The sequence below is a fragment of the Pseudomonas sp. GW821-FHT03A09 genome (genome assembly GCF_059421065.1).
On sequence record NZ_JBWKUX010000002.1, the window covers coordinates 435,802 to 456,565 of the forward strand.

Sequence of the window (20,764 nt, forward strand, 5' to 3'; positions counted from 1 at the left end):
GATAACGCACGCAAATGCAAAGCATTACCATTCGCGCGCATTTTATTCCCAGACCTTTTGGATACATTCCCCATGCCTGCCCCACGCCTGACGCCCTTCACCCTTGGGCTCTCTGTTTTGCTGTCTGCCGGTTTTGCCTGCGCCACCACGGTCTTGCCTGAAACCTCGATCAGCGCCGAAACCGACGAAGACGACCCACGCGTCAAGGACACCAGCACCGCCACACGCACTGCGACTTCTGTGCGCTACGTGCCCCAGGCCATTGATTCTGTGAAGACCGAAAGCCTGCGCGCCTACGGCACCAACGATTTGGGCCAGGCGTTGAGCGGGATTCCCAACGTCAGCAGCGGCGCCGACACGCGTTTCGACAGCCTGCGCATCCGTGGTTTCGACGCGAGCAATGACTTCTACCTGGACGGCATTCGCGATGACAGCCAGTACGTGCGCGACCTGCATAACATCGAACGCATCGAAGTGCTCAAAGGCCCAGCGGCAGTGCTGTACGGACGCGGCGGCCAGGGCGGCATCGTCAACCGCGTGAGCAAGCTGCCCCAGGCGGGCCATCAATCGAGCATCGAAGCCCAAGGCGGCAGCAACGATTTGCGCAGTTTATATGCCGACCTCAGCAGCGACCCGACCGACAACATCAGCCTGCGCCTGAACATGGGCAACCAGGACAACAACAGCTTCCGCGACGGCGTCAGTGGCAACCGCCAACTATTCGCACCGTCCATGAGCTGGCAACTAACGCCCGACCTGAACTGGCTGGTGCAATACGAATACAGCCGCTACAACCGCACACCCGATCGCGGCATTCCCGGGGTCAACGGTCGCCCGGCCAATGTGAGTCGCAGCACGACCTATTTTGACAGCCGCGATTACATCGACGACAAATCCCAATCCCTGCGCTCCAAGCTGGTCTATGAACTCGACGGTAACTGGCAACTGCGCCATACCCTGGGCGTGTTCACGCTCAACAGCGATTTCGACAACACCTACCAAACCGGTTACGACCCGAAGACCAACAAGGTCACCCGCCAACGCTGGCAGCAGGACCTGACCACCCGCAACGTGTTCAATAACCTTGAGCTGGAAGGCGGTTTCGATACGTTCGGCCTGGAGCACCGCCTGCTCACCGGCCTTGAACTGGGCAGCCAGCGTCGCGACCCGAAGCTGTACAGCGCCACCGCTGTCAATAAGGGCGGTCAGCTCGTGCCGAGCCTGGACCTCAATCAACCTAATCGCCGTCTGAGCCACACCGGTCGGATGAGCCTTTCAAGTTACAACCACACCGAGGTCGAAAGCCGCGCCATTTACGTGCAGGACCAACTGCGCCTCAACGATCAATGGCAACTGCTGGCCGGCCTGCGTTACGACCACTTCGAAGTGGACACCACCAGCAAAGTGCTCAACACCCAGCAAGCCGTGGATAGCCGCAACACCAGCCCACGTGTTGGTGTGGTGTGGACGCCGGTGGAGCATCACTCGTTCTACGCCTCCTGGAGCAAGACTTTCTCGCCTGCGGGCGGCGGTTTGATCGGCATCACCCCGAACGCCGCCGGTAGCGTCAACGACTTGAGCCCCGAGTTGACCAAGCAAAAGGAAATCGGGGTCAAGAGCGACTGGCTCGACGATCGCCTGAGCACCACCCTGGCGGTATACGAGCTGGAACTCTACAACCGCCGCACCAGCGACCCGCTGGACCGCACCATCACCTTGCTCAGCGGCCTGCAGCGCTCACGCGGCGTAGAGCTGACAGCTACCGGCAAGATCGTCGGCAACTGGTATGTGCGTGGTGGCGTCGGCCTGCAGGATGCCAAGGTCGAGAAGGACAACAACGGCTTTGAAGGCAAGCGCATCAGCGATGTGGCCAAGCGCAATGCCAGCCTGTTTATCACCTGGAAACCGGAAATGGGCTGGTATGCGGAAACCGGGTTGACCCTGGTCGGTGACCGTTATGCCGACAACCTCAACACCGTGGTGCTGCCAGGTTATGGCCGTTGGGATGCGTTGGCCGGGTTCCGTCATAAGGATTGGGATGTGCGGGCGGCGCTGAACAATATCGCCGACAAAAACTACTACGCCTCAGCGACCAGTGCGGCGCAAATCCAGCCGGGTGAGCCGCGTAGCTTGGTGGTGACCGGCACCTACAGCTTCTAAAGAAGGTGAAAGGGGGCTTGCCCCCGATTGCGGTGGATCAGTCACCTTACTCATTGACTGACACACTGCCATCGGGGGCAAGCCCCCTCCCACATTCAAATCCCTGTGCTCTTCAGTTTTGCATCAACTCGCACAACGCCCTGACTTCATCCTCACTGAACAACCCCGCCGGATAGCGTTCAATCATCACGCTGCGTAGGTCTGCCTGCCTGGCCTGTCGCGAGCCGTTTGCCTTCAACCACAACGCCAGCGCATGGATCGCATCACCGTTGACCCGCGTCGGGTGGAACGGGCGCGTATAGATCAGGTTGATATCGGCATTCATTTCAGCGCTCTCTCCTACTGCGTGAGCGGCTAACTTACTCAAGGTTTGTGACAGAACTGCGCAGTCATCAACCTGGGTTACGGTGCCAACACCGATACAAGAGCTGTGCCAATGTCCCGTGTTTATAGGCTTTTAAACACAAAAAAGCCCGCGGGCTTGCTGTGGGCGCTATAAACGAGTACCGCTCGGATGTAGCTCAAACGCTGTTACAACTGCACTCAGTTTTTGTGCGGCGCAGGCTGTTGTTGGGTCAGGCAATGGATATTGCCGCCCCCCAGTAACAGTTCACGGCCCGGCACCATCACCACTTCATGTTGCGGGAACAGGTTCTGCAGGATTGCCTTGGCCTGGCTATCCATTGGGTCGTCAAAGCTCGGCGCAATGATGCCGCCGTTGACGATCAGGAAGTTGACGTAGGAGCCGGCCAACCGCACGGTCGGGTTACGTTCCTGGCTGCCGTCGACCGGGTCCACGCCCGCGCACTCTTCCTCGGTAGCGAACAGCGGCCCCGGGATCGGCATTTTATGCACGGTGAACGAGCGACCCTGGGCGTCGGTGCTGCTTTGCAGCACATCCAACGCAGCGTGGCAGCGTGCGTAGTTCGGATCTTGCGGGTCATCGGTCCAAGCCAGCAGCACTTCTCCCGGACGCACGTAGCAGCAGAAGTTATCCACATGGCCGTCGGTTTCGTCGTTGAACAGGCCGTCCGGCAACCAGATGATCTTATCCACAGCCAGATTGGCGCTCAGCACCGCCTCAATGGCCGCACGATCCAGGTGCGGATTGCGATTGCGGTTCAACAGGCATTCTTCAGTGGTGATCACCGTGCCTTCGCCATCGACATGGATCGAACCGCCTTCCAGCACAAACCCTTCGGTGCGATAGCGCGGCGCGCGTTCGATTTCCAGGATCTTGCCGCCCACCTGCGAGTCACGGTTCCACGGCGCATACAAACCGCCATCAAAACCGCCCCAGGCGTTGAAATCCCAGTTCACCCCACGCACTTCGCCACTGTTGTTGATGACGAAGGTCGGACCGGTGTCCCGTACCCAGGCGTCATCATTGGACATTTCCACCACACGGATATTGGGTACGTCCAAACGCGCACGAGCGTTTTCGTACTGCCCGGCAGAAACCGCGACAGTCACCGGTTCAAAACGCGCAATGGCCTTGGCCACCGCCACGTGAGCCGCCTGCGCCGGCTTGCCGCCCAGACGCCAGTTGTCCGGGCGCTCAGGCCAGATCATCCAGGTCTGGGTCTGTGGCGCCCATTCGGCAGGCATATAGAAGCCATCGGCGCGAGGTGTGCTGTGCAGGGTGGTCATGGCGTTGAGGACTCCGAATGGGGTGATGGCCGACTTTATAACGGATAAAAATCGGCTTTAAAAGCGACATAAGATCATGAACCGCAAAATTTACAACTTATAGTCGATAACAATCGACTATCTACATGTGTTCATCCAATGCCTTCGACAACATGTCGACAAAGAAATCTACGCTGCGTTTGGACGTGACCATCGGCGGCTTGATCTTCAGGATGTTGAGATAATCACCGGTCGGTTGCATGAAAATCCCCAGCTCCCGCAGACGGTCACACAAGAGTGCGGTCTCGGCAGTAGCGGGTTCCAAGGTCTGCCGGTCGCGAACCAGCTCCAACCCCAAATAAAAGCCGGAGCCATGAACGGCGCCTACCAACGGATGACGGTCAATCAGTTCCTCCAGGCGCGCCTTGAAATGCCCTCCTACTATCTGGGCGTTTTCCCACAGCTTTTCTTCTGCCATCACATCCAACACAGCCATGCCAATGCGACAGCTGACCGGACTGCCCCCCGCCGACGAAAAGAAATAGCCCTCGGCCTCCAGCGCCTCGGCGATTTCCCTTCGGGTGATCACCGCACCCAACGGTTGGCCGTTCCCCATGCCCTTGGCCATGGTGATGATGTCCGGCACCACGCCTTGCTCTTCAAAACCCCAGAAAAAATGCCCCATGCGGCCATAGCCCACCTGCACTTCATCGGCGATGCACACACCGCCCTGAGCCCGCACCAGGCCGTACACCTGCTGCAAATACCCCGGTGGCAGGGAGATACCACCGGCATTGCCGTACACCGGTTCACAGATAAAACCCGCCAGTTGGCGCTTATTCGCAGCGATTTTCGCCAGGTTGTGCTCCACGCTTCGTACGTAGTCCGGTGCACTGTCCGGCCCACGGAACTCACCGCGATAGGTGTTCGGCGCGGTCACCGGGTGCACCCAGTCAGGGCGACTGCTCAACGCCTGGGGGTTGTCGGCAATCGAGGTGGACACTGCATCAGCAGCCACTGACCAACCGTGATACGCCTCCAACACACTAAGCATGTCGCGCCCGCCGCTGAAGGCCCAGGCCAGGCGGATCGCCAGGTCGTTGGCCTCGGTGCCACTGTTGACCAGAAACACCCGGTCCATGCCCTCCGGCGCAAGCGCCAGCAAGCGCTCGGAAAACTCGGCAATCGCCGCATAGTGGAACCGCGAGTTGGTGTTAAGCAGCGACCATTGCCGCGCCGCCACCGTCGCCATGCGCGGGTGGCCATGGCCCAGCACGGCCACATTGTTGAGCATGTCCAGGTAGGAACGGCCCTGCATATCGATCAGGTGGTTGCGCCAGCCTCGCTCGATACGCGGCGGGTCGACGTAATAATGCTTCTGCGAACGGGCGAAACTGGCGTCACGTCGCGCCAACAGGGCTTCGGGGTCCAGCTCCGGTTCAGCATCACACGCCAACCCCAGCAAGGTGGCAGCTGACGGACAGAGCGCCTGCCACGCGGGTGCCCTGGACGGTGTGCAGAACAGTGGCGGCACAAGGTCTGCTCGACACAGCTGGACAGTGAGCGGGGCATGCACCTCACCCAGGACTTGCCCTTTGACCAATACCGAGCCAGGTTTCAACAGTGTCTTAAGGCCCCATAAACGCAGGCTCAGCGCTGCGTCATGCACGCACAATAAACCGTCCTCCCCCTCACGTAATGTTCCGGCAAAAGGGGCCTCCACCACCGTGCCGTGGGGAAGGTGCAGCTCCACATGAAGGGGAAACGTATCCGGCTCAACGGCGCTGTCAGGACGCGTGCGCGATAACCGATACTGCCCATATCGGCTGGCTGCCAGCCCATGCACCGCCGCCGCCTCATCCAACAACCGCCGGTCGATACCCGGCGTCTCCCAGTTACCCGCCTCGAAATGCGGGCTGAGTACGCCCAAGTCGATTAGCGCAAACTCACGCCCCACCAGGCCCGGTAGCAACGGGGAGAAGTCCTGGTCGGCAATCGACGGCAACGCGTCACCGACGCTCCGCAGAATCGCGGCCTCCATCAGCTCGAACGGCACCGATGTCGCCACGTGGAAGATTTCCCACTCGTGCTCGGCGTTTTTCAACAGGTAAGCGTTCTGCGGGTCCAGGCGTTGTTGCTGTTCGCTGCTCAGCACCAGCACCGCCGCACGGGCGACAATCAGCGGCCATAGCACTTGCAGCTCTTCACGGTGCAACGGCGTGATCGCGTGGCAGGCCTGGATCGCCGGCAAGATGACGAACGGATCACCGTCGGCATGGTGCAAGAGTGCCGCGCAGGTGACTGACAAGTCGGCAATGCGCCAGGTGTGGACCAGATCGCCGAAATCGATCACACCCTGGCATTGCCAATGCCGCCGGGCATCGCGCTGCCACACGACATTGTCATCGGTGATGTCCATGTGCACCGCTTGCCAGGGCAGCCGTTGTGCCAAAGGCCGAATGGACTCGTCGACCTGCTGGGCCACCCGCACCAAGGTGGCACGGTGAGGCAAGCCATCCAGGGTTGCCAGCAGGTGGGTGATCAGTTCCTGCGCATGACGCGGGTCCCACTGCAAGGTGCGCTCCAGGCCCGAGTGTTCGAAACCGACCAGGGCGCGACTCATCCGTCCGCACAGTGCACCGAAGCCTGCGATCACCTCGCGGCTCAAGTGTGGCAAGTCGGTCAGGGGCTGGCCGTCGATATACTCCAACAGCCGCAGGTGCAGGGTTTGCCCGTCAACGCTTACGGTCAGCAGCTCATCGCCGTTGAGCGCCTGGATGACCTTCGGCACGCGTAGGTGCTCTCGCCCCTGCAAACCGTTGAGGGCGGCATGTTGGGCCTGCAACTCAACGGCGGCGTAGTCGACCCGGCAGATTTTCAGAACAAACCGGCCACGGTCGCTGTCAATCTTGTAGTTGAGGTCTTGCTGGCTGCCCAATGACTGCAACGGGCCATCAAGGCCATAATGCTGCTTGAGTAATTGCGCTGCCTGGTCAGGGCTCACCTGTGGGCAAGGTAAGCTGGCACGATGGATCAATGTGTCAAGCAACATTGTGACGACCTCGGTTTTTTTAGACGTCTATATCGCCATTGTTGAGGGCAGTTAATCAACCCCTCATGCTCGCCGCGCTTGCACCAGCCCGATTCACAACTCAAGCTATGCTTCTTTCGCTTAATGTCCGTCTAAGGAAAAGGCCCTCGACATGCGCATTCTCATCACCGGCGGTGCCGGATTCATTGGCTCAGCCCTGATCCGCCACCTGATTGAAAACACCGAGCACGAAGTGCTCAACCTGGACAAACTCACCTACGCCGGCAACCTTGAGTCGCTGACCAGCATCGCGTCCAACAGCCGCTATGAGTTCGTCCAGGCCGACATCATCGACCAGACCACCGTCAGCGCCATACTGGCGCGCTTTGAGCCTGAGGCGATCATGCACCTGGCGGCCGAGTCCCATGTCGACCGTTCCATTGACGGTCCGTCGGATTTTATCCAGACCAACATCGTCGGCACCTACAGCCTGCTGGAAGCCACTCGCGCCTATTGGTCGAAGCTGGCCGAGCCGGCCAAGAGCGCGTTCCGCTTCCACCACATCTCCACAGATGAAGTGTATGGCGACCTGCACGGTGTAGACGACCTCTTCACCGAAACCACGCCTTATGCACCCAGCTCGCCGTACTCAGCGAGCAAGGCAGCGTCTGATCACTTGGTACGCGCCTGGCAGCGCACTTACGGCCTGCCGGTACTGCTGACCAACTGTTCGAACAACTACGGGCCTTTCCACTTCCCCGAGAAACTGATCCCCCTGGTTATCCTCAACGCCCTCGCGGGCAAGCCACTGCCGGTCTACGGTGATGGTTTGCAGGTACGCGACTGGTTGTTCGTCGAAGACCACGCCCGTGCCTTGTTGACAGTTGTCACCACCGGTGTGGTTGGCGAGACATACAACATTGGCGGCCACAACGAACAGAAGAACATCGATGTGGTACGCGGCATCTGTGCCTTGCTGGAAGAACTGGCGCCTCAGCGTCCGGCGGGCGTGGAGAAATTCACTGACTTGATCACCTTCGTCAAGGATCGTCCTGGCCACGATCAGCGCTACGCGATCGATGCCAGCAAGATCGAACGCGAACTGGGCTGGGTCCCGGAAGAAACATTTGAAACCGGCCTGCGCAAGACCGTGCAGTGGTACCTCGATAACCTGGAATGGTGCCGCAGGGTCCAGGATGGCAGCTATCAAGGTGAACGACTCGGCAACACTGACGCAAAGGATCTGATCGCATGATGAAGGGCATTGTATTGGCCGGCGGCTCCGGCACCCGTTTGCACCCCATTACCCTGGGCGTGTCCAAACAACTGTTGCCGGTGTACGACAAACCGATGATCTACTACCCGATTTCCGTGCTGATGCTGGCGGGGATCAAAGACATCCTGGTGATCTCCACCCCGGTGGATTTGCCGCAGTACCGTAACCTTCTGGGCGATGGCAGCCAGTTCGGCGTGCGTTTCAGCTATGCCGAGCAGCCTTCTCCGGACGGACTGGCCCAAGCCTTCATCATTGGTGAGGAGTTCATCGGCAATGACCCGGTGTGCCTGATCCTGGGCGACAACATCTTCCACGGCCAGCACTTCGGCGACCAGTTGCGCACCGCGGCCCAACGCCCTAGCGGCGCTACCGTGTTCGGCTACTGGGTCAAGGACCCGGAGCGTTTCGGCGTGATCGACTTCGACAAAGAGGGCCATGCCCTGTCCATCGAAGAGAAGCCTGCCAAGCCCAAGTCGCACTACGCCGTTACAGGCCTGTACTTCTACGACAACGACGTGATCAAGATTGCCAAGGCCGTCAAGCCTTCACCTCGCGGCGAGCTAGAAATCACCGATATCAACAACGCCTACCTGCAACGCGGTGACCTGCACGTTGAACGTTTCGGCCGTGGCTTCGCCTGGCTTGATACCGGTACCCATGACAGCCTGCTGGAAGCGTCAACCTACGTGCAGACCATCGAGCATCGCCAGGGCCTGAAAGTCGCCTGCCTCGAAGAAATCGCATACGAGAACGGCTGGATCGATCGTGACTACCTGCTGGAACGCGCCAAATACTTCGGCAAAACCGGCTATGGCCAATATCTGTACACGCTCGCCGGGGACACTAAATGAATGTGACCGCCACTGAGTTGCCCGATGTATTGATCATCGAGCCGAAGGTTTTTGGCGATGAACGCGGCTTTTTCTACGAGAGTTTCAATGCCCGGGAATTTTCCCGGGCCAGCGGGCTGCAACTGCAGTTTGTGCAGGACAACCACTCCCGCTCGCAGAAAGGCGTATTGCGGGGCCTGCACTATCAGATAGAGCACGCCCAAGGGAAACTGGTACGTGTAACGGCCGGTGAAGTGCTGGATGTGGCGGTGGATATCCGCCGCGGCTCCCCACATTTCGGCAAATGGACCAGCGTGCGCCTGTCTGCCGAAAATAACCGCCAGTTGTGGATTCCACCAGGGTTTGCCCACGGTTTTGTGGTGCTCAGTGACCACGCCGAGTTCCTCTACAAGACGACTGACTACTACACGCCGTCTGCGGAACGTTGCATTCGCTGGGATGATCCAGACCTCAACATCGACTGGCAGTTGAGTGGTTCGCCGACCTTGTCCGCCAAGGATCAAAACGGCAAAAGCCTGAAAGAGGCAGACCTGTTCCCATGAAAATCCTCATCACCGGTCAACACGGCCAAGTCTCCCAGGAGTTGCAACAGCGGCTCCTGGGCCTGGGCGAACTCATCGTACTAGGCCGCGACCAACTCGACCTGGCCAACGCCGACCAGATCCGCCAACAAGTGCGTGCCCATCGCCCCGGCCTGATCATTAACGCGGCGGCTCACACCGCCGTCGACCTGGCAGAAAGCGAACCGGACGCAGCGTTTGCCATCAACGCCATCGCCCCCGGCATCCTTGCCGAAGAAGCCAAGGCCTTGGACATCCCGCTGATCCACTACTCGACCGACTACGTGTTCGATGGCAGCAAGCCTGCGCCGTACACCGAAAACGACACGCCAAACCCACTAGGCGTCTACGGCCAGAGCAAACTGGCGGGCGAGCAGGCGATAGCAGCTGTGGGTGGCGAGCACCTGATTCTGCGCACCAGCTGGGTGTATTCGAGTCACGGCAAGAATTTCCTGCTGACCATGCAACGCCTGTTGCAGGAAAAACCGCACATGCGCATCGTCGCCGACCAGATCGGTGCGCCGACCTGGGCAGGCAGTATCGCCAACAGTACCCGCGCCCTGATTGAGCGCTGGCTGGCCGGCGAAGCGGGTAAGTGGGGTGTCTACCACCTGACCGCCCAGGGTGAAACCTCATGGTTCGGTTTTGCCCAGGCGATTGGCGAACACCTGCGCACGCAAGGCAAACCCTGCGCCGAGCTTGAAGCGATCCCATCCAGCGCCTACCCCACGCCCGCCAAGCGCCCGCTGAACTCGCGCCTGGATTGCAGCCTCTTGCAACAACAATGGCAGGTCAGCCAGCCGCATTGGCAAGACGCACTGCACGAGTGTCTTGCAGAGCAGCACTAGGCATAATGCGCCTGTACCCACAGGCGCATGACTTCCATGACTCCACCCCTTCCACGAAGACCTCGCTGGCGCAGCCTAGCCTTGCTGGCGTTATGCCTGGCCCCGCTGCTGTGGCCGCTGGAGCATTTGGCCGAGCGTTATTACCGCAGCGAACTGGCCGGGCAGAACCGCCAGACCCTCGATCTGTACGTCGCCAACCTGTTGGGCACCCTGCACCGCTACGAAGTATTACCGCAGATTCTGGGTGACTTGCCGGCGCTGCGCACGGCCCTGGATGCACCCCAGGTGAGTACGAACCTGACCAATGCCAACCTGCTGCTCCAGGATGTCGCCGCCCAGGCCGGGGCGGAGGTGATGTACCTGATGGACACCACTGGCAAGACCCTGGCCGCCTCCAACTGGGACAAGCAAGACAGCTTCGTCGGCCGCAACTTCTCGTTCCGACCGTATTTCAGCGAAGCCATGGCCGGGCGCCTGGGGCGGTTTTTCGGCCTGGGTACCACCTCGGCCAAGCGCGGCTACTTCTTCGCCGCCGCCGTGCGTGATGGCGACACGATCATCGGCGTGCTCGTGGTCAAGGTCGACCTGGACCATACCGAGAGCCTGTGGGGCAAAACGCCGGAACAACTGTTGGTGACCGACCACAATGGCGTGGTGATCCTCACCTCACGTCCGCAATGGCGGTTTCGCGCCACCCGGCCTCTGACCGTAGAAGAGCGCGAAGCAATTATCGCGATCCAACCTTACCCGACCCGCGACCCACAGCCACTGGCGCTAAGTCCCACCGCCTGGCTGCGCCAATCCACGGCCATCGCCGAAACAGGCTGGAACGTGGAGATCCTCGCGCCGCGCTCGCTGATCAATCGCCCAGTACGTACCGTAGTCGCTGTCGGTGGCGCGGCATTGCTGGTGTTGATGTTGCTGCTGGGCTTGATGATGCAGCGTCGACGCCATTACTTGGAGCGCATTGCCTTCGAAGCCAAGGCGCGCCGCGAACTGGAAGCCCGCGTGGCTGAGCGTACCAGCGACTTGGAAGGCCTTAACCGGCGTTTGAAACAGGAAGTGCTGGAACGCGAACACGCCCAGCAGGAACTGGTGCGCGCCCAGGATGACCTGGTGCAAGCCGGCAAGCTGTCAGCGCTGGGCACCATGTCAGCGAGCATCAGCCACGAGCTGAACCAGCCGCTGGCGGCCATTCGCAGTTATGCGGAAAACGCCGAAATCCTGCTCGACCATGAGCGCACCAACGACGCTCGGGGCAACCTCAAGCTGATCAGCGAACTGACCGGCCGCATGGCTTCGATCATCGCCCACTTGCGTGCATTCGCCCGCCGTGATCGCCATGCGCCGGAGAGCGTGGCCCTGCAACCGGCACTGGATGATGCGCTGGCGTTACTGGCCAAACGACGACGGTCGATGGAAGTCGAGTTGATCCGCGACCTGCCGGAAGCGACCTTGTGGGTACAGGCCGGGGAAACCCGACTGCGCCAGGTGCTCGGCAACCTGTTGGCCAATGCCTTGGACGCCCTTACCGAAAAGGGGCCGCCGCGCAAACTCTGGCTGAGTGCCGCAATCACGGAACAGGGCGTCAACCTGTACATTCGCGACAACGGCCCGGGCTTTTGCATGGAAGCCCTGGGCCGCGCCAGCGAGCCGTTCTACACCACCAAGACCCGCACCCAAGGCCTGGGGTTGGGTCTGGCGATCTGTGACACCCTGATGCGTGCCTTTGGCGGCGAACTGCTGTTCGCCAACCACAAGGAAGGCGGCGCGCTGTTAACCTTGAAATTGCGTGCCGGCTCGCCGGGCGTCAGTCTGCAACCGTCCGAGGACCGCAGTGTATGAGTATCGATAACCAGATTCAGGTGGTGTTGATCGACGACGATCCACACCTGCGTCAGGCCCTGTGCCAGACCCTGGACCTGGCCGGGTTGAAAGTCCTGACCCTGGGCGAAGCCACCGGCCTCACCACGCGCCTGTCCCGGGACTGGTCGGGTGTGGTGGTCAGCGACATCCGCATGCCCGGCATGGATGGCCTGGAGCTGCTCGCTGAACTGCACAGCCAGGACCCGGAGCTGCCGGTACTGTTGATCACCGGCCACGGTGACGTGCCGCTGGCGGTGCAGGCCATGCGTGCCGGCGCCTACGACTTCCTCGAAAAGCCCTTTGCCAGCGATGCCCTGCTCGACAGCGTGCGCCGTGCCCTGGCCCTGCGCCGCCTGGTACTGGACAACCGTAGCCTGCGCCTGGCCCTCAGCGACCGCCAGCAACTGAGCACGCGCCTGGTAGGTCACTCACCACAGATGTTACGCCTGCGCGAGCAGATCGGCGCCCTGGCGGCGACCAAGGCCGACGTGCTGATCCTCGGCGAAACCGGTGCTGGCAAGGAAGTGGTAGCCCGCGCGCTGCATGACCTGTCGAGTCGACGCAGCGGGCCGTTCGTGGCGATCAACGCCGGCGCCCTGGCTGAATCGGTGGTAGAAAGCGAACTGTTCGGACATGAGCCCGGCGCCTTCACCGGGGCGCAAAAACGCCGTATCGGCAAGTTCGAATTCGCCAACGGCGGCACGCTATTTCTCGATGAAATCGAAAGCATGAGCCTGGATGTGCAGGTCAAGCTGCTGCGCTTGCTGCAAGAGCGTGTGGTCGAGCGCCTGGGCGGTAACCAACTGATCCCGCTGGATATCCGCATCATCGCCGCCACCAAGGAAGACCTGCGCCAGGCTGCTGACCAAGGCCGCTTCCGTGCCGACTTGTATTACCGCCTGAATGTCGCGCCGTTACGCATCCCGCCGCTGCGGGAACGTGGTGAAGATGCACTGATGCTGTTCCAGCACTTCGCCGACGAAGCCAGCAGCCGTCACGGCCTGCCGTTGCACGAGCTGCAGCCGGGCCAGCGCGCCTTGCTGTTGCGTCACAGTTGGCCGGGCAATGTGCGCGAGCTGCAGAACGCCGCAGAACGTTTTGCGTTGGGCCTGGAACTGGCACTGGACAACACTCAGGACAACCCTTCCACCAGCGTACTCACCTCCACGCCAGGCGGCTTGAGCGAACAAGTCGAACAGTTCGAAAAAAGCCTGATCGCCGCCGAACTGACCCGCCCCCACAGCTCCATGCGCAGCCTCGCCGAAGCCTTGGGCGTACCGCGCAAGACCCTGCATGACAAACTACGCAAGCACGGCCTGATCTTCGCCAATCAAAGCGCCGACGACGAATGACTTTCACCACCCGCCAAGAGGCCCCCATGAGCCACGAGAGCCGTCACCTGGAATCCGTGCTTCACCACGACATCCCCCTCACCCGGGAGATGGGCCTCAAGGTACTCGGCTGGAAGCATGGGCAATTGGAACTGCATTTGCCGCTACAGGCCAACATCAATCACAAGAGCACCATGTTTGGCGGCAGCCTCTATTGTGGCGCGGTACTGGCGGGCTGGGGTTGGCTGCACTTGAAGCTGCGCGAAGAAGGGATTGAGGACGGGCACATCGTGATTCAGGAAGGGCAGATCAGTTATCCGCTGCCGGTCACGCAGGATGCGAGGGTGGTGTGCCCGGCGCCGGAAGAGAAGGTGTGGAAACGGTTCTTGGCGACGTATAAGCGTTATGGTCGCGCTCGGTTGACGTTGGAGACGTGGATTGTGAATGAGGGCCGTGAGGACCGCGCGGTAGCCTTTACCGGTCAATACGTCCTGCACCGCTAAAAATGTGGGAGGGGGCTTGCCCCCGATGGCGGTGTGTCAGCCACCTATTTCTGGTTGATCCACTGCTATCGGGGGCAAGCCCCCTCCCACATTTTGATCTGCTGTGACTTTAAGATCTGGCCAAGGTCAACAAGCGCTCACGCCAGGCGGCCTTGGCCGGCAATGCAAGGAAAAAAGGGTTCAACAATGATTCCCGCGCCGGATAGCTGAACGGCTCACCGCTCAATTCCAGCACTTCACCGCCAGCCCCTTCCAGCACACCTTGAGCCGCAGCGGTATCCCACTGCGAAGTCGGCGCCAAGCGTGGATAACAATCGGCGCTGCCTTCGGCCAACAGACAAAACTTCAACGAGCTGCCGATGTTGGCCAACTTCAGTGTCCCCAGTGCTTCACTCAAGCCGTCCAGCAGGCGTTCCTGCTCAGGGCTGGTATGGCGACGGCTGGCCACCACGGTAAAGGACTCGCCCGCCGCTGGCGCCTTACGCACCTGGATCTGTTTGGGCGCTTCATTGACATCGGAGCGCCAGGCCCCCAGACCCGCGCCACCGAAATAGCAGCGGCCACTGGTGGGCATGGAGACCACGCCAAACACCACGCGACCCTGCTCGATCAGCGCAATATTGACGGTGAACTCTTCACTGCCACCAATGAACTCCTTGGTGCCATCCAACGGATCTACCAGCCACCAACGCCGCCAACCGGCACGCACGCTCTGGTCGATATCCGCATCCTCTTCCGACAGCACCGGGATGCTCGGGTCCAGGGCGGTCAGCCCCTTAAGGATCAGGTGGTGAGCAGCCAGGTCCGCCGCCGTCACGGGTGAGTCATCCGCCTTAGAGGTGACGGCAACGTCGGCCCGCCAATACGGCAGAATGACTTCACCGGCCTGACGCGCCAGCTCAATCACCGGGGCAATGAACGGATGGCCTAAAAACAGTTCGCTCATGCGCTAAACGCTCCACGCTGGGTCAACAGGTCTCGTACCAAGTACAACGCGGCCAGGGCGCGGCCTTCGCTGAACTGCTCGTTTTGCGCCAACTGCGAAAGCTCGCGCAGATTGACCCGGTCAACACGCATCGGCTCGGGCTCATCGCCCTCCAAGCGCTCCTCGTAGAGGTCGGTGGCCAAGACCACCTGGATTTTCTGGCTCATGTAGCCAGGCGACAGCGAGAGTTCGGTGAGGTGTTCCAACTGACGCGCGCCATAGCCGGCCTCTTCCTTGAGCTCACGGTTAGCCGCCGCCAGCACGTCTTCGCCAGGCTCGATCAACCCCTTGGGCAAGGACAACTCATATTCATCGATGCCGCCGCAGTACTCTTCCACCAGCAATGCATGCTCGGCATCGATCATCGCCACAATCATCACCGCCCCATAGCCGGCACCACGCCCCACCAAGCGTTCGTAGGTCCGCTCAACGCCATTGGAAAAGCGCAATTGCACTTCCTCCACGCGGAACAAACGGCTACTGGCGACTATTTCGCGGGCGAGGACGGTGGGTTTCTGGCGCATAAGCGGCTCCTTGGCGTGATCGGGTTACTATACCGTGGCTTTTCCGATTGTCTGTGTCGGATATCTTTACTTACATGAGACCGCCCCATGCCCTCTTTGCCCTGGCACGCCATCGACACCGTCCTGCTGGACATGGACGGCACCTTGCTCGACCTGCATTACGACAACCACTTCTGGATGGAGCACCTGCCCCAGCGCTACGCCGAACTGCACGGCGTGAGCCGGGCCATGGCCGAGATGGAGTTGCAGCCTCTGTTCGAGCGTAACGCCGGACAGTTGCAATGGTATTGCCTGGATTTCTGGAGCGCAGAACTGAAGATCCCCGTGCGTGAGCTAAAGCTGGAAACCGCCCACCTGATCGCCCTGCGCCCCGACGCCGATACCTTTCTGGCGGCGATCAAACAGGCTGGCAAGCGCGTGATCCTGATCACCAACGCTCATCGTGAGTCACTGTCATTGAAGTTGGAACGCATTGAACTGGCGCCGTATTTCGAGCGGTTGATCAGCTCCCACGACTACGGTTTCGCCAAGGAAAGCCCACAGTTCTGGGACGCCCTGCACGCCGACATTGCCTTCGACCCGGCCCGCAGCCTGTTTATCGACGACACATTGCCGATCCTGCGCAGCGCCCGGGACTTTGGGGTGGGGCATCTGCTGGCGGTGAAGGAGCCCGACAGTCGGAAAGGGCCGAAAGATACGGCAGAGTTTGCGGCCGTTGGAGACTACCGGGATCTCATCGTCGGGCTTTAACCCAAAGCGGGAGGGGGCTTGCTCCCAATAGCGGTGTATCAGCCAGGGATACGTGACTGGTCCACCGCTATCGGGAGCAAGCCCCCTCCCACATTTTGCCCCGCGTATTACTCAGGAATACGCAGTGTCTGACCTGGGTAAATCTTGTCCGGGTGCGACAACAGAGGCTTGTTGGCTTCGAAGATTTTGTTGTACAGATTGGCGTTGCCATACACCGCCAGGGAAATCGCACTCAAGGTGTCGCCCTTTTTCACTACGACGAAGCGGGCAGCAGCGACCGCCGGGCCGGATACGGTGATCTGGTCATCCACACTGGCCACCCCGGCAATATTGCCTGCCGCCAGGATGATTTTCTCTTTCTCTTCCTGGCTGGCCACTTCACCGGTAATCGTGACCTTGTCACCGTCAACGGTGGCATGCACATTCGGATTGCCCAGCCCTACATCCTCGATATGCTTTTTCAAATCATCACTGGCGCTGGCATTGCCTGGCGTCAGCAAATTAATCAGCTTCTCGCCTGCTTCCTTAACAAAACTAAAAAGACTCATAGTGCGCTCTCCTTGGGATTGGGTTTCCAGATGCCCAAGACTAGACCAGTCCTACAGACTTGGGTTCCGAATGACCAAAGATACAAACGTGCTAAACGTCACCGTCATTGGAATAAGCCCGTCAATCTGCGCCACAAAGCCTTAGCCAGAGCCTTGATCGACGCCATCTATCAATAGATCAACACGGACAATTAGACGCGACTCTTTGTCGCGCCTAGTCTAAACAGTGATCAATCCGTCGGCGATACCGCGCCGTGAACGCCAAGCGCCCAGTCTGCGCGGCACCTGCTCTTGAAACGTCTGCGTCCGCAGCTCGCCAGAGCCATTGCAATCTTGAACATACAAATGTCGCTAGCACGGCGTTGGAGAACCAGCCATGAGCAATCACCACCAAGCCGATCAAACCCCAACCCCGCGCTACAAGCCTTATAAAGGCCCGGCCGGTGGCTGGGGTGCATTGATCAGCGTGGCACAAGCCTGGCTGACCAGCGACAACGCGCTGAAAAACCTGCGCATGATGCTCAAGACCAACCAGAACGGCGGCTTCGACTGTCCGGGCTGCGCCTGGGGCGACTCGCCGGAAAGCGGCATGGTCAAGTTCTGCGAGAACGGCGCCAAGGCGGTTAACTGGGAAGCCACCAAGCGTCGTGTAGATGCTGCTTTTTTTGCCAAGCACAGCGTCACCGCATTGCTGGAACAGAGTGACTATTGGCTGGAGTATCAAGGTCGCCTGACCGAGCCGATGCGTTATGACGCCGAGACGGACCGTTACAAGCCCATCAGTTGGGAAACCGCATTCGACCTGATCGGCAAGCATCTCAACGCACTGCCCAACCCAGACATGGCCGAGTTCTATACCTCGGGCCGGGCCAGTAACGAAGCGGCTTACCTGTATCAACTGTTCGTGCGCGCCTATGGCACCAACAACTTCCCCGACTGCTCGAACATGTGCCACGAAGCCAGCGGCGTAGCCCTGGCGCAGAGCGTAGGCGTGGGCAAAGGCACCGTGACCTTTGATGACTTCGAACATGCCGACGCAATTTTCGTGTGGGGCCAGAACCCCGGCACCAACCACCCGCGCATGCTCGAACCGCTGCGCGAGGCGGTAAAACGTGGCGCTCAGGTGGTGTGCATCAACCCACTCAAAGAGCGCGGCCTGGAGCGCTTCCAGCATCCACAACACCCGCTGGAAATGCTGACCAACGGTGACAAGCCGACCAACACCGCCTACTTCCGCCCCGCCCTGGGCGGCGACATGGCCATCCTGCGCGGCATGGCCAAGTTCTTGCTGCTGTGGGAGCGCCAAGCCCTGGCTGAAGGCAAGGAAGCAGTGTTCGATCACGACTTCCTCAACGAGCACACCGCCAACGTACTCGACTACTTGGGCCAGATCGACGACACCTCCTGGGATGAAATTGTCGAGCAATCCGGCCTGACTCTGGTTGAGATCGAGCAAGCGGCGCGCATGTATGCCAAGGGCAAGAACGTGATCATGTGCTGGGCGATGGGTATCACTCAGCACCGCCACTCGGTGCCGACCATCCAGGAAATCGCCAACCTGATGCTGCTGCGCGGCAATATTGGCCGCCCCGGCGCCGGCCTGTGCCCAGTGCGCGGCCACAGTAACGTACAGGGCGACCGGACCATGGGCATCAACGAGCGTCCGCCCGTGGCGTTCCTCGACGCGCTTGAGCGTCGCTTCCAGTTCCAGGTGCCGCGCACCAATGGCCACAACGTGGTCGAAGCGATTCACGCGATGCTCGAAGGACGCTCCAAAGTGTTTATCGGCCTGGGCGGCAACTTCGCCCAAGCCACCCCCGACAGCCCGCGCACCTTTGAAGCCCTGCGTAGCTGTGACCTGACCGTGCAGATCAGCACCAAGCTCAACCGCAGCCACCTGATGCACGGCAAGGACGCGCTGATCCTGCCATGCCTGGGCCGAACCGATATCGACATCCAGGCCGACGGCCCGCAAGCGGTCACGGTGGAAGACTCGTTCAGCATGGTTCATGGCTCCAATGGACAACTGCAACCGCTGTCGAAGCTGATGAAATCCGAGCCTGCGATCCTGGCCGGTATCGCCGCCGCAACCCTGGGCAGCAAGCCGGTGGATTGGAACTGGCTGGTGGCTGACTATGGTCGCATCCGCGACCTGATCGCCGATACGATCCCGGGCTTCAAGGACTTCAACGAGAAAATCAAGCATCCGGGCGGCTTCTACCTGGGCAACGCCGCCGGTGCGCGCCGCTGGAACACACCGTCGGGCCGCGCCAATTTCCGTCCGAATATCCTGCCGGCAGACCTGATTCACGAACGTACCCACGCGACAGGCCGGGTACCGGACCTGATCATGCAGTCGATGCGCTCACACGATCAGTACAACACCACCATTTATGGCCTGGATGACCGCTACCGTGGCGTGAAAGGTCAGCGTGACGTGCTGTTCGTCAATGAAGCCGACATTATTCGCCTGGGCTTCAAACCGGGTCAGAAGGCCGACATCGTGTCACTGTGGGAAGACGGCCGTGAGCGCCGCGTGAAGGGATTCACCTTGCTGGCCTTTGATATTCCGGCCGGTCAGGCAGCCGCTTACTACCCGGAAGTGAACCCGCTGGTGCCGCTGGAAAGCACCGGAGAAGGTAGCCATACACCAACATCGAAGTTTGTGGCGATTCGTTTGGAAGCGGCGAGTGACAGTGGGCTGATCATGTCCCGCTCGGCATAAACCTACGGGCACAAAAAAGGCCGCTTTTGCATAAAAGCGGCCTGTCCGAAGTAGCTAAAGACCCATAAAACAGACTTAAGTTCCCTAGTTAAAACAGTAACTTAGAGAATTGTGTACAACTCGTGTTACTGGTCGGATTTCTATTGTCACAATGCCGATACAGCCTCAGGATCGCGCCGTCATCCTCTTGAGGTCTCCCTAATGAAGTTCTCCTCGATTCTCTTGTTGTCCCTTGGCCTGGTCAGTGGCGCAGCCATGGCCGGTGGCACCGCCGAAGCAGGCGTGGGCGGCGCATTGGGCGGGGTTCTAGGTTCGGTCGTTGGCCAACAGCTAGGCGGCAACACCGGTTCGACCATCGGTGCAGCCTTGGGCGGCGCGGGTGGTAGTGCGGTCGGTGCCGACAAACGCAGCCGCGGCGAAGCTGCCATTGGCGGTGCGCTGGGCGCAGCGGGTGGCAACGTGGTTGGCCGTAGCGTCGGCGGTAGCACTGGCAGCCTGATCGGCGCAGCAGCCGGTGGCGGCGCAGGTGGAGCACTGGGCAACTACATGGGCAACAAGAGTGATAACGAAGACCGTCATTACCGTGGACGTGACAACCGTCGCTATGACCGTGATGACCATCGCGGGCGCGGCCATGCTTATGGGCATCGCAAGAACAAGCATCACTACCGTTATGATTGATAAGGCCTGAAACCTCCGGCGTTGGGTGTAGGCGTTCGCGCCTACACCACCAAACGCTGCAACGCCTCGCGCAACAGGGTCGGAATCGTCACCGGCTGGTTCGACCCTCGATCCACGAACACATGTACAAAACGCCCCGCCGCGCAGGCCTCTTCCTCGCCCGTCTTGAACACCGCCAACTCATACTGCACTGAGCTATTGCCCAGCTTGCCCACACGCACGCCAACGTCAATGCGCTCGGGAAAGGCAACCGACGCGAAGTAGTCGCACGCCGAGCTCACCACAAACCCCACCACGTCACCGTCATGAATATCCAACCCACCTTGTTCGATCAGGTAGGTATTCACCGCCGTGTCGAAAAAACTGTAGTAGGTGACGTTATTCACGTGGCCGTACACATCGTTGTCGTGCCAACGCGTGATGATCGGTTGAAAGTGGGGGTAATCGGCACGTTGTGGCACTGAGTCAGGCATGGGGCACGTCTCGTGAAAGTGAA

The 20,764-nt window shown here is 60.2% G+C and carries 18 protein-coding genes and 1 pseudogene; 12 read left to right on the forward strand and 7 right to left on the reverse strand.

Translation table 11 applies throughout. The features are described from left to right. The first annotated feature begins 72 nt into the window (after positions 1-72). The gene (locus AC07V4_RS04720) at positions 73-2,160 is read left to right on the forward strand and encodes a TonB-dependent receptor (protein WP_492637660.1); all 2,088 of its coding nucleotides are present in this window, start codon (positions 73-75) and stop codon (positions 2,158-2,160) included. 112 nt (positions 2,161-2,272) lie between these two features. Here AC07V4_RS04720 and AC07V4_RS04725 read toward each other — a convergent pair whose 3' ends face one another. The 3 genes from AC07V4_RS04725 to AC07V4_RS04735 all read right to left on the reverse strand — a co-directional run bounded on the left by AC07V4_RS04725 (position 2,273) and on the right by AC07V4_RS04735 (position 6,841). Next, positions 2,273-2,485, reverse strand: coding sequence for a hypothetical protein (locus AC07V4_RS04725; RefSeq protein WP_431751863.1), 213 nt, complete (start codon positions 2,483-2,485; stop codon positions 2,273-2,275). Between the two features lie 218 nt (positions 2,486-2,703). Then, positions 2,704-3,810 (reverse strand): agmatine deiminase, encoded by a 1,107-nt coding sequence (gene aguA / locus AC07V4_RS04730; protein ID WP_492637661.1) that lies wholly within the window; start codon positions 3,808-3,810, stop codon positions 2,704-2,706. Between the two features lie 121 nt (positions 3,811-3,931). After that, positions 3,932-6,841, reverse strand: a complete 2,910-nt coding sequence (locus AC07V4_RS04735) for an aminotransferase (RefSeq protein WP_492637662.1) — start codon at positions 6,839-6,841, stop codon at positions 3,932-3,934. 151 nt (positions 6,842-6,992) lie between these two features. Between AC07V4_RS04735 and rfbB the strand changes: the two genes are divergently transcribed. Genes rfbB through AC07V4_RS04770 form a run of 7 tightly spaced genes read left to right on the forward strand, consistent with a single transcriptional unit; the run spans position 6,993 to position 14,055 of the window. Continuing rightward, the gene (gene rfbB, locus AC07V4_RS04740; protein ID WP_492637663.1) at positions 6,993-8,075 is read left to right on the forward strand and encodes a dTDP-glucose 4,6-dehydratase; all 1,083 of its coding nucleotides are present in this window, start codon (positions 6,993-6,995) and stop codon (positions 8,073-8,075) included. Then, positions 8,072-8,947 carry a glucose-1-phosphate thymidylyltransferase RfbA gene (rfbA, locus tag AC07V4_RS04745; protein WP_492637664.1) on the forward strand — a complete coding sequence of 292 codons (876 nt, stop codon included), beginning with the start codon at positions 8,072-8,074 and terminating at the stop codon, positions 8,945-8,947. The genes rfbB and rfbA overlap by 4 nt, the downstream gene beginning before the upstream one ends. Next, complete coding sequence (gene rfbC, locus AC07V4_RS04750; RefSeq protein ID WP_492637665.1) at positions 8,944-9,489, forward strand: dTDP-4-dehydrorhamnose 3,5-epimerase; 546 nt, start codon at positions 8,944-8,946, stop codon at positions 9,487-9,489. The genes rfbA and rfbC overlap by 4 nt, the downstream gene beginning before the upstream one ends. Further along, positions 9,486-10,355, forward strand: coding sequence for a dTDP-4-dehydrorhamnose reductase (gene rfbD / locus AC07V4_RS04755; protein ID WP_492637666.1), 870 nt, complete (start codon positions 9,486-9,488; stop codon positions 10,353-10,355). Before rfbC ends, rfbD begins: the two co-directional genes overlap by 4 nt. A gap of 36 nt (positions 10,356-10,391) precedes the next feature. After that, positions 10,392-12,200 carry a sensor histidine kinase gene (locus tag AC07V4_RS04760; protein WP_492637667.1) on the forward strand — a complete coding sequence of 603 codons (1,809 nt, stop codon included), beginning with the start codon at positions 10,392-10,394 and terminating at the stop codon, positions 12,198-12,200. After that, positions 12,197-13,573 (forward strand): sigma-54-dependent transcriptional regulator, encoded by a 1,377-nt coding sequence (locus AC07V4_RS04765; RefSeq protein ID WP_492637668.1) that lies wholly within the window; start codon positions 12,197-12,199, stop codon positions 13,571-13,573. Before AC07V4_RS04760 ends, AC07V4_RS04765 begins: the two co-directional genes overlap by 4 nt. 26 nt (positions 13,574-13,599) lie before the next feature. After that, positions 13,600-14,055 (forward strand): YiiD C-terminal domain-containing protein, encoded by a 456-nt coding sequence (locus AC07V4_RS04770; RefSeq protein ID WP_492637669.1) that lies wholly within the window; start codon positions 13,600-13,602, stop codon positions 14,053-14,055. A 109-nt stretch (positions 14,056-14,164) separates the two neighbouring features. On the opposite strand, the gene cysQ is transcribed toward AC07V4_RS04770, so the two are convergent. Continuing rightward, complete coding sequence (gene cysQ, locus AC07V4_RS04775; protein ID WP_431751873.1) at positions 14,165-15,001, reverse strand: 3'(2'),5'-bisphosphate nucleotidase CysQ; 837 nt, start codon at positions 14,999-15,001, stop codon at positions 14,165-14,167. Then, positions 14,998-15,564, reverse strand: a complete 567-nt coding sequence (gene nudE / locus AC07V4_RS04780) for an ADP compounds hydrolase NudE (protein WP_492637670.1) — start codon at positions 15,562-15,564, stop codon at positions 14,998-15,000. The genes cysQ and nudE overlap by 4 nt, the downstream gene beginning before the upstream one ends. A gap of 87 nt (positions 15,565-15,651) precedes the next feature. Between nudE and yrfG the strand changes: the two genes are divergently transcribed. Then, positions 15,652-16,314, forward strand: a complete 663-nt coding sequence (gene yrfG, locus AC07V4_RS04785; RefSeq protein ID WP_492637671.1) for a GMP/IMP nucleotidase — start codon at positions 15,652-15,654, stop codon at positions 16,312-16,314. A gap of 107 nt (positions 16,315-16,421) precedes the next feature. On the opposite strand, the gene lysM is transcribed toward yrfG, so the two are convergent. Next, positions 16,422-16,862 (reverse strand): peptidoglycan-binding protein LysM, encoded by a 441-nt coding sequence (lysM, locus tag AC07V4_RS04790; RefSeq protein WP_431751876.1) that lies wholly within the window; start codon positions 16,860-16,862, stop codon positions 16,422-16,424. Positions 16,863-17,116: 254 nt separating this feature from the next. Between lysM and AC07V4_RS04795 the strand changes: the two are divergent. The 3 genes and pseudogenes from AC07V4_RS04795 to AC07V4_RS04805 all read left to right on the forward strand — a co-directional run. Further along, positions 17,117-17,236, forward strand: a pseudogene (locus AC07V4_RS04795) (formate dehydrogenase accessory sulfurtransferase FdhD); the annotation flags it as partial. Positions 17,237-17,238: 2 nt separating this feature from the next. Continuing rightward, entirely contained in the window at positions 17,239-19,587 is a 2,349-nt protein-coding gene (locus tag AC07V4_RS04800; RefSeq protein ID WP_492637672.1) for an FdhF/YdeP family oxidoreductase, read from the forward strand. Positions 19,588-19,788: 201 nt separating this feature from the next. After that, positions 19,789-20,268, forward strand: a complete 480-nt coding sequence (locus AC07V4_RS04805; protein WP_431751878.1) for a glycine zipper domain-containing protein — start codon at positions 19,789-19,791, stop codon at positions 20,266-20,268. A gap of 41 nt (positions 20,269-20,309) precedes the next feature. On the opposite strand, the gene AC07V4_RS04810 is transcribed toward AC07V4_RS04805, so the two are convergent. Beyond that, positions 20,310-20,741, reverse strand: a complete 432-nt coding sequence (locus AC07V4_RS04810) for an acyl-CoA thioesterase (RefSeq protein ID WP_492637673.1) — start codon at positions 20,739-20,741, stop codon at positions 20,310-20,312. Between the last annotated feature and the right edge of the window lie 23 nt (positions 20,742-20,764).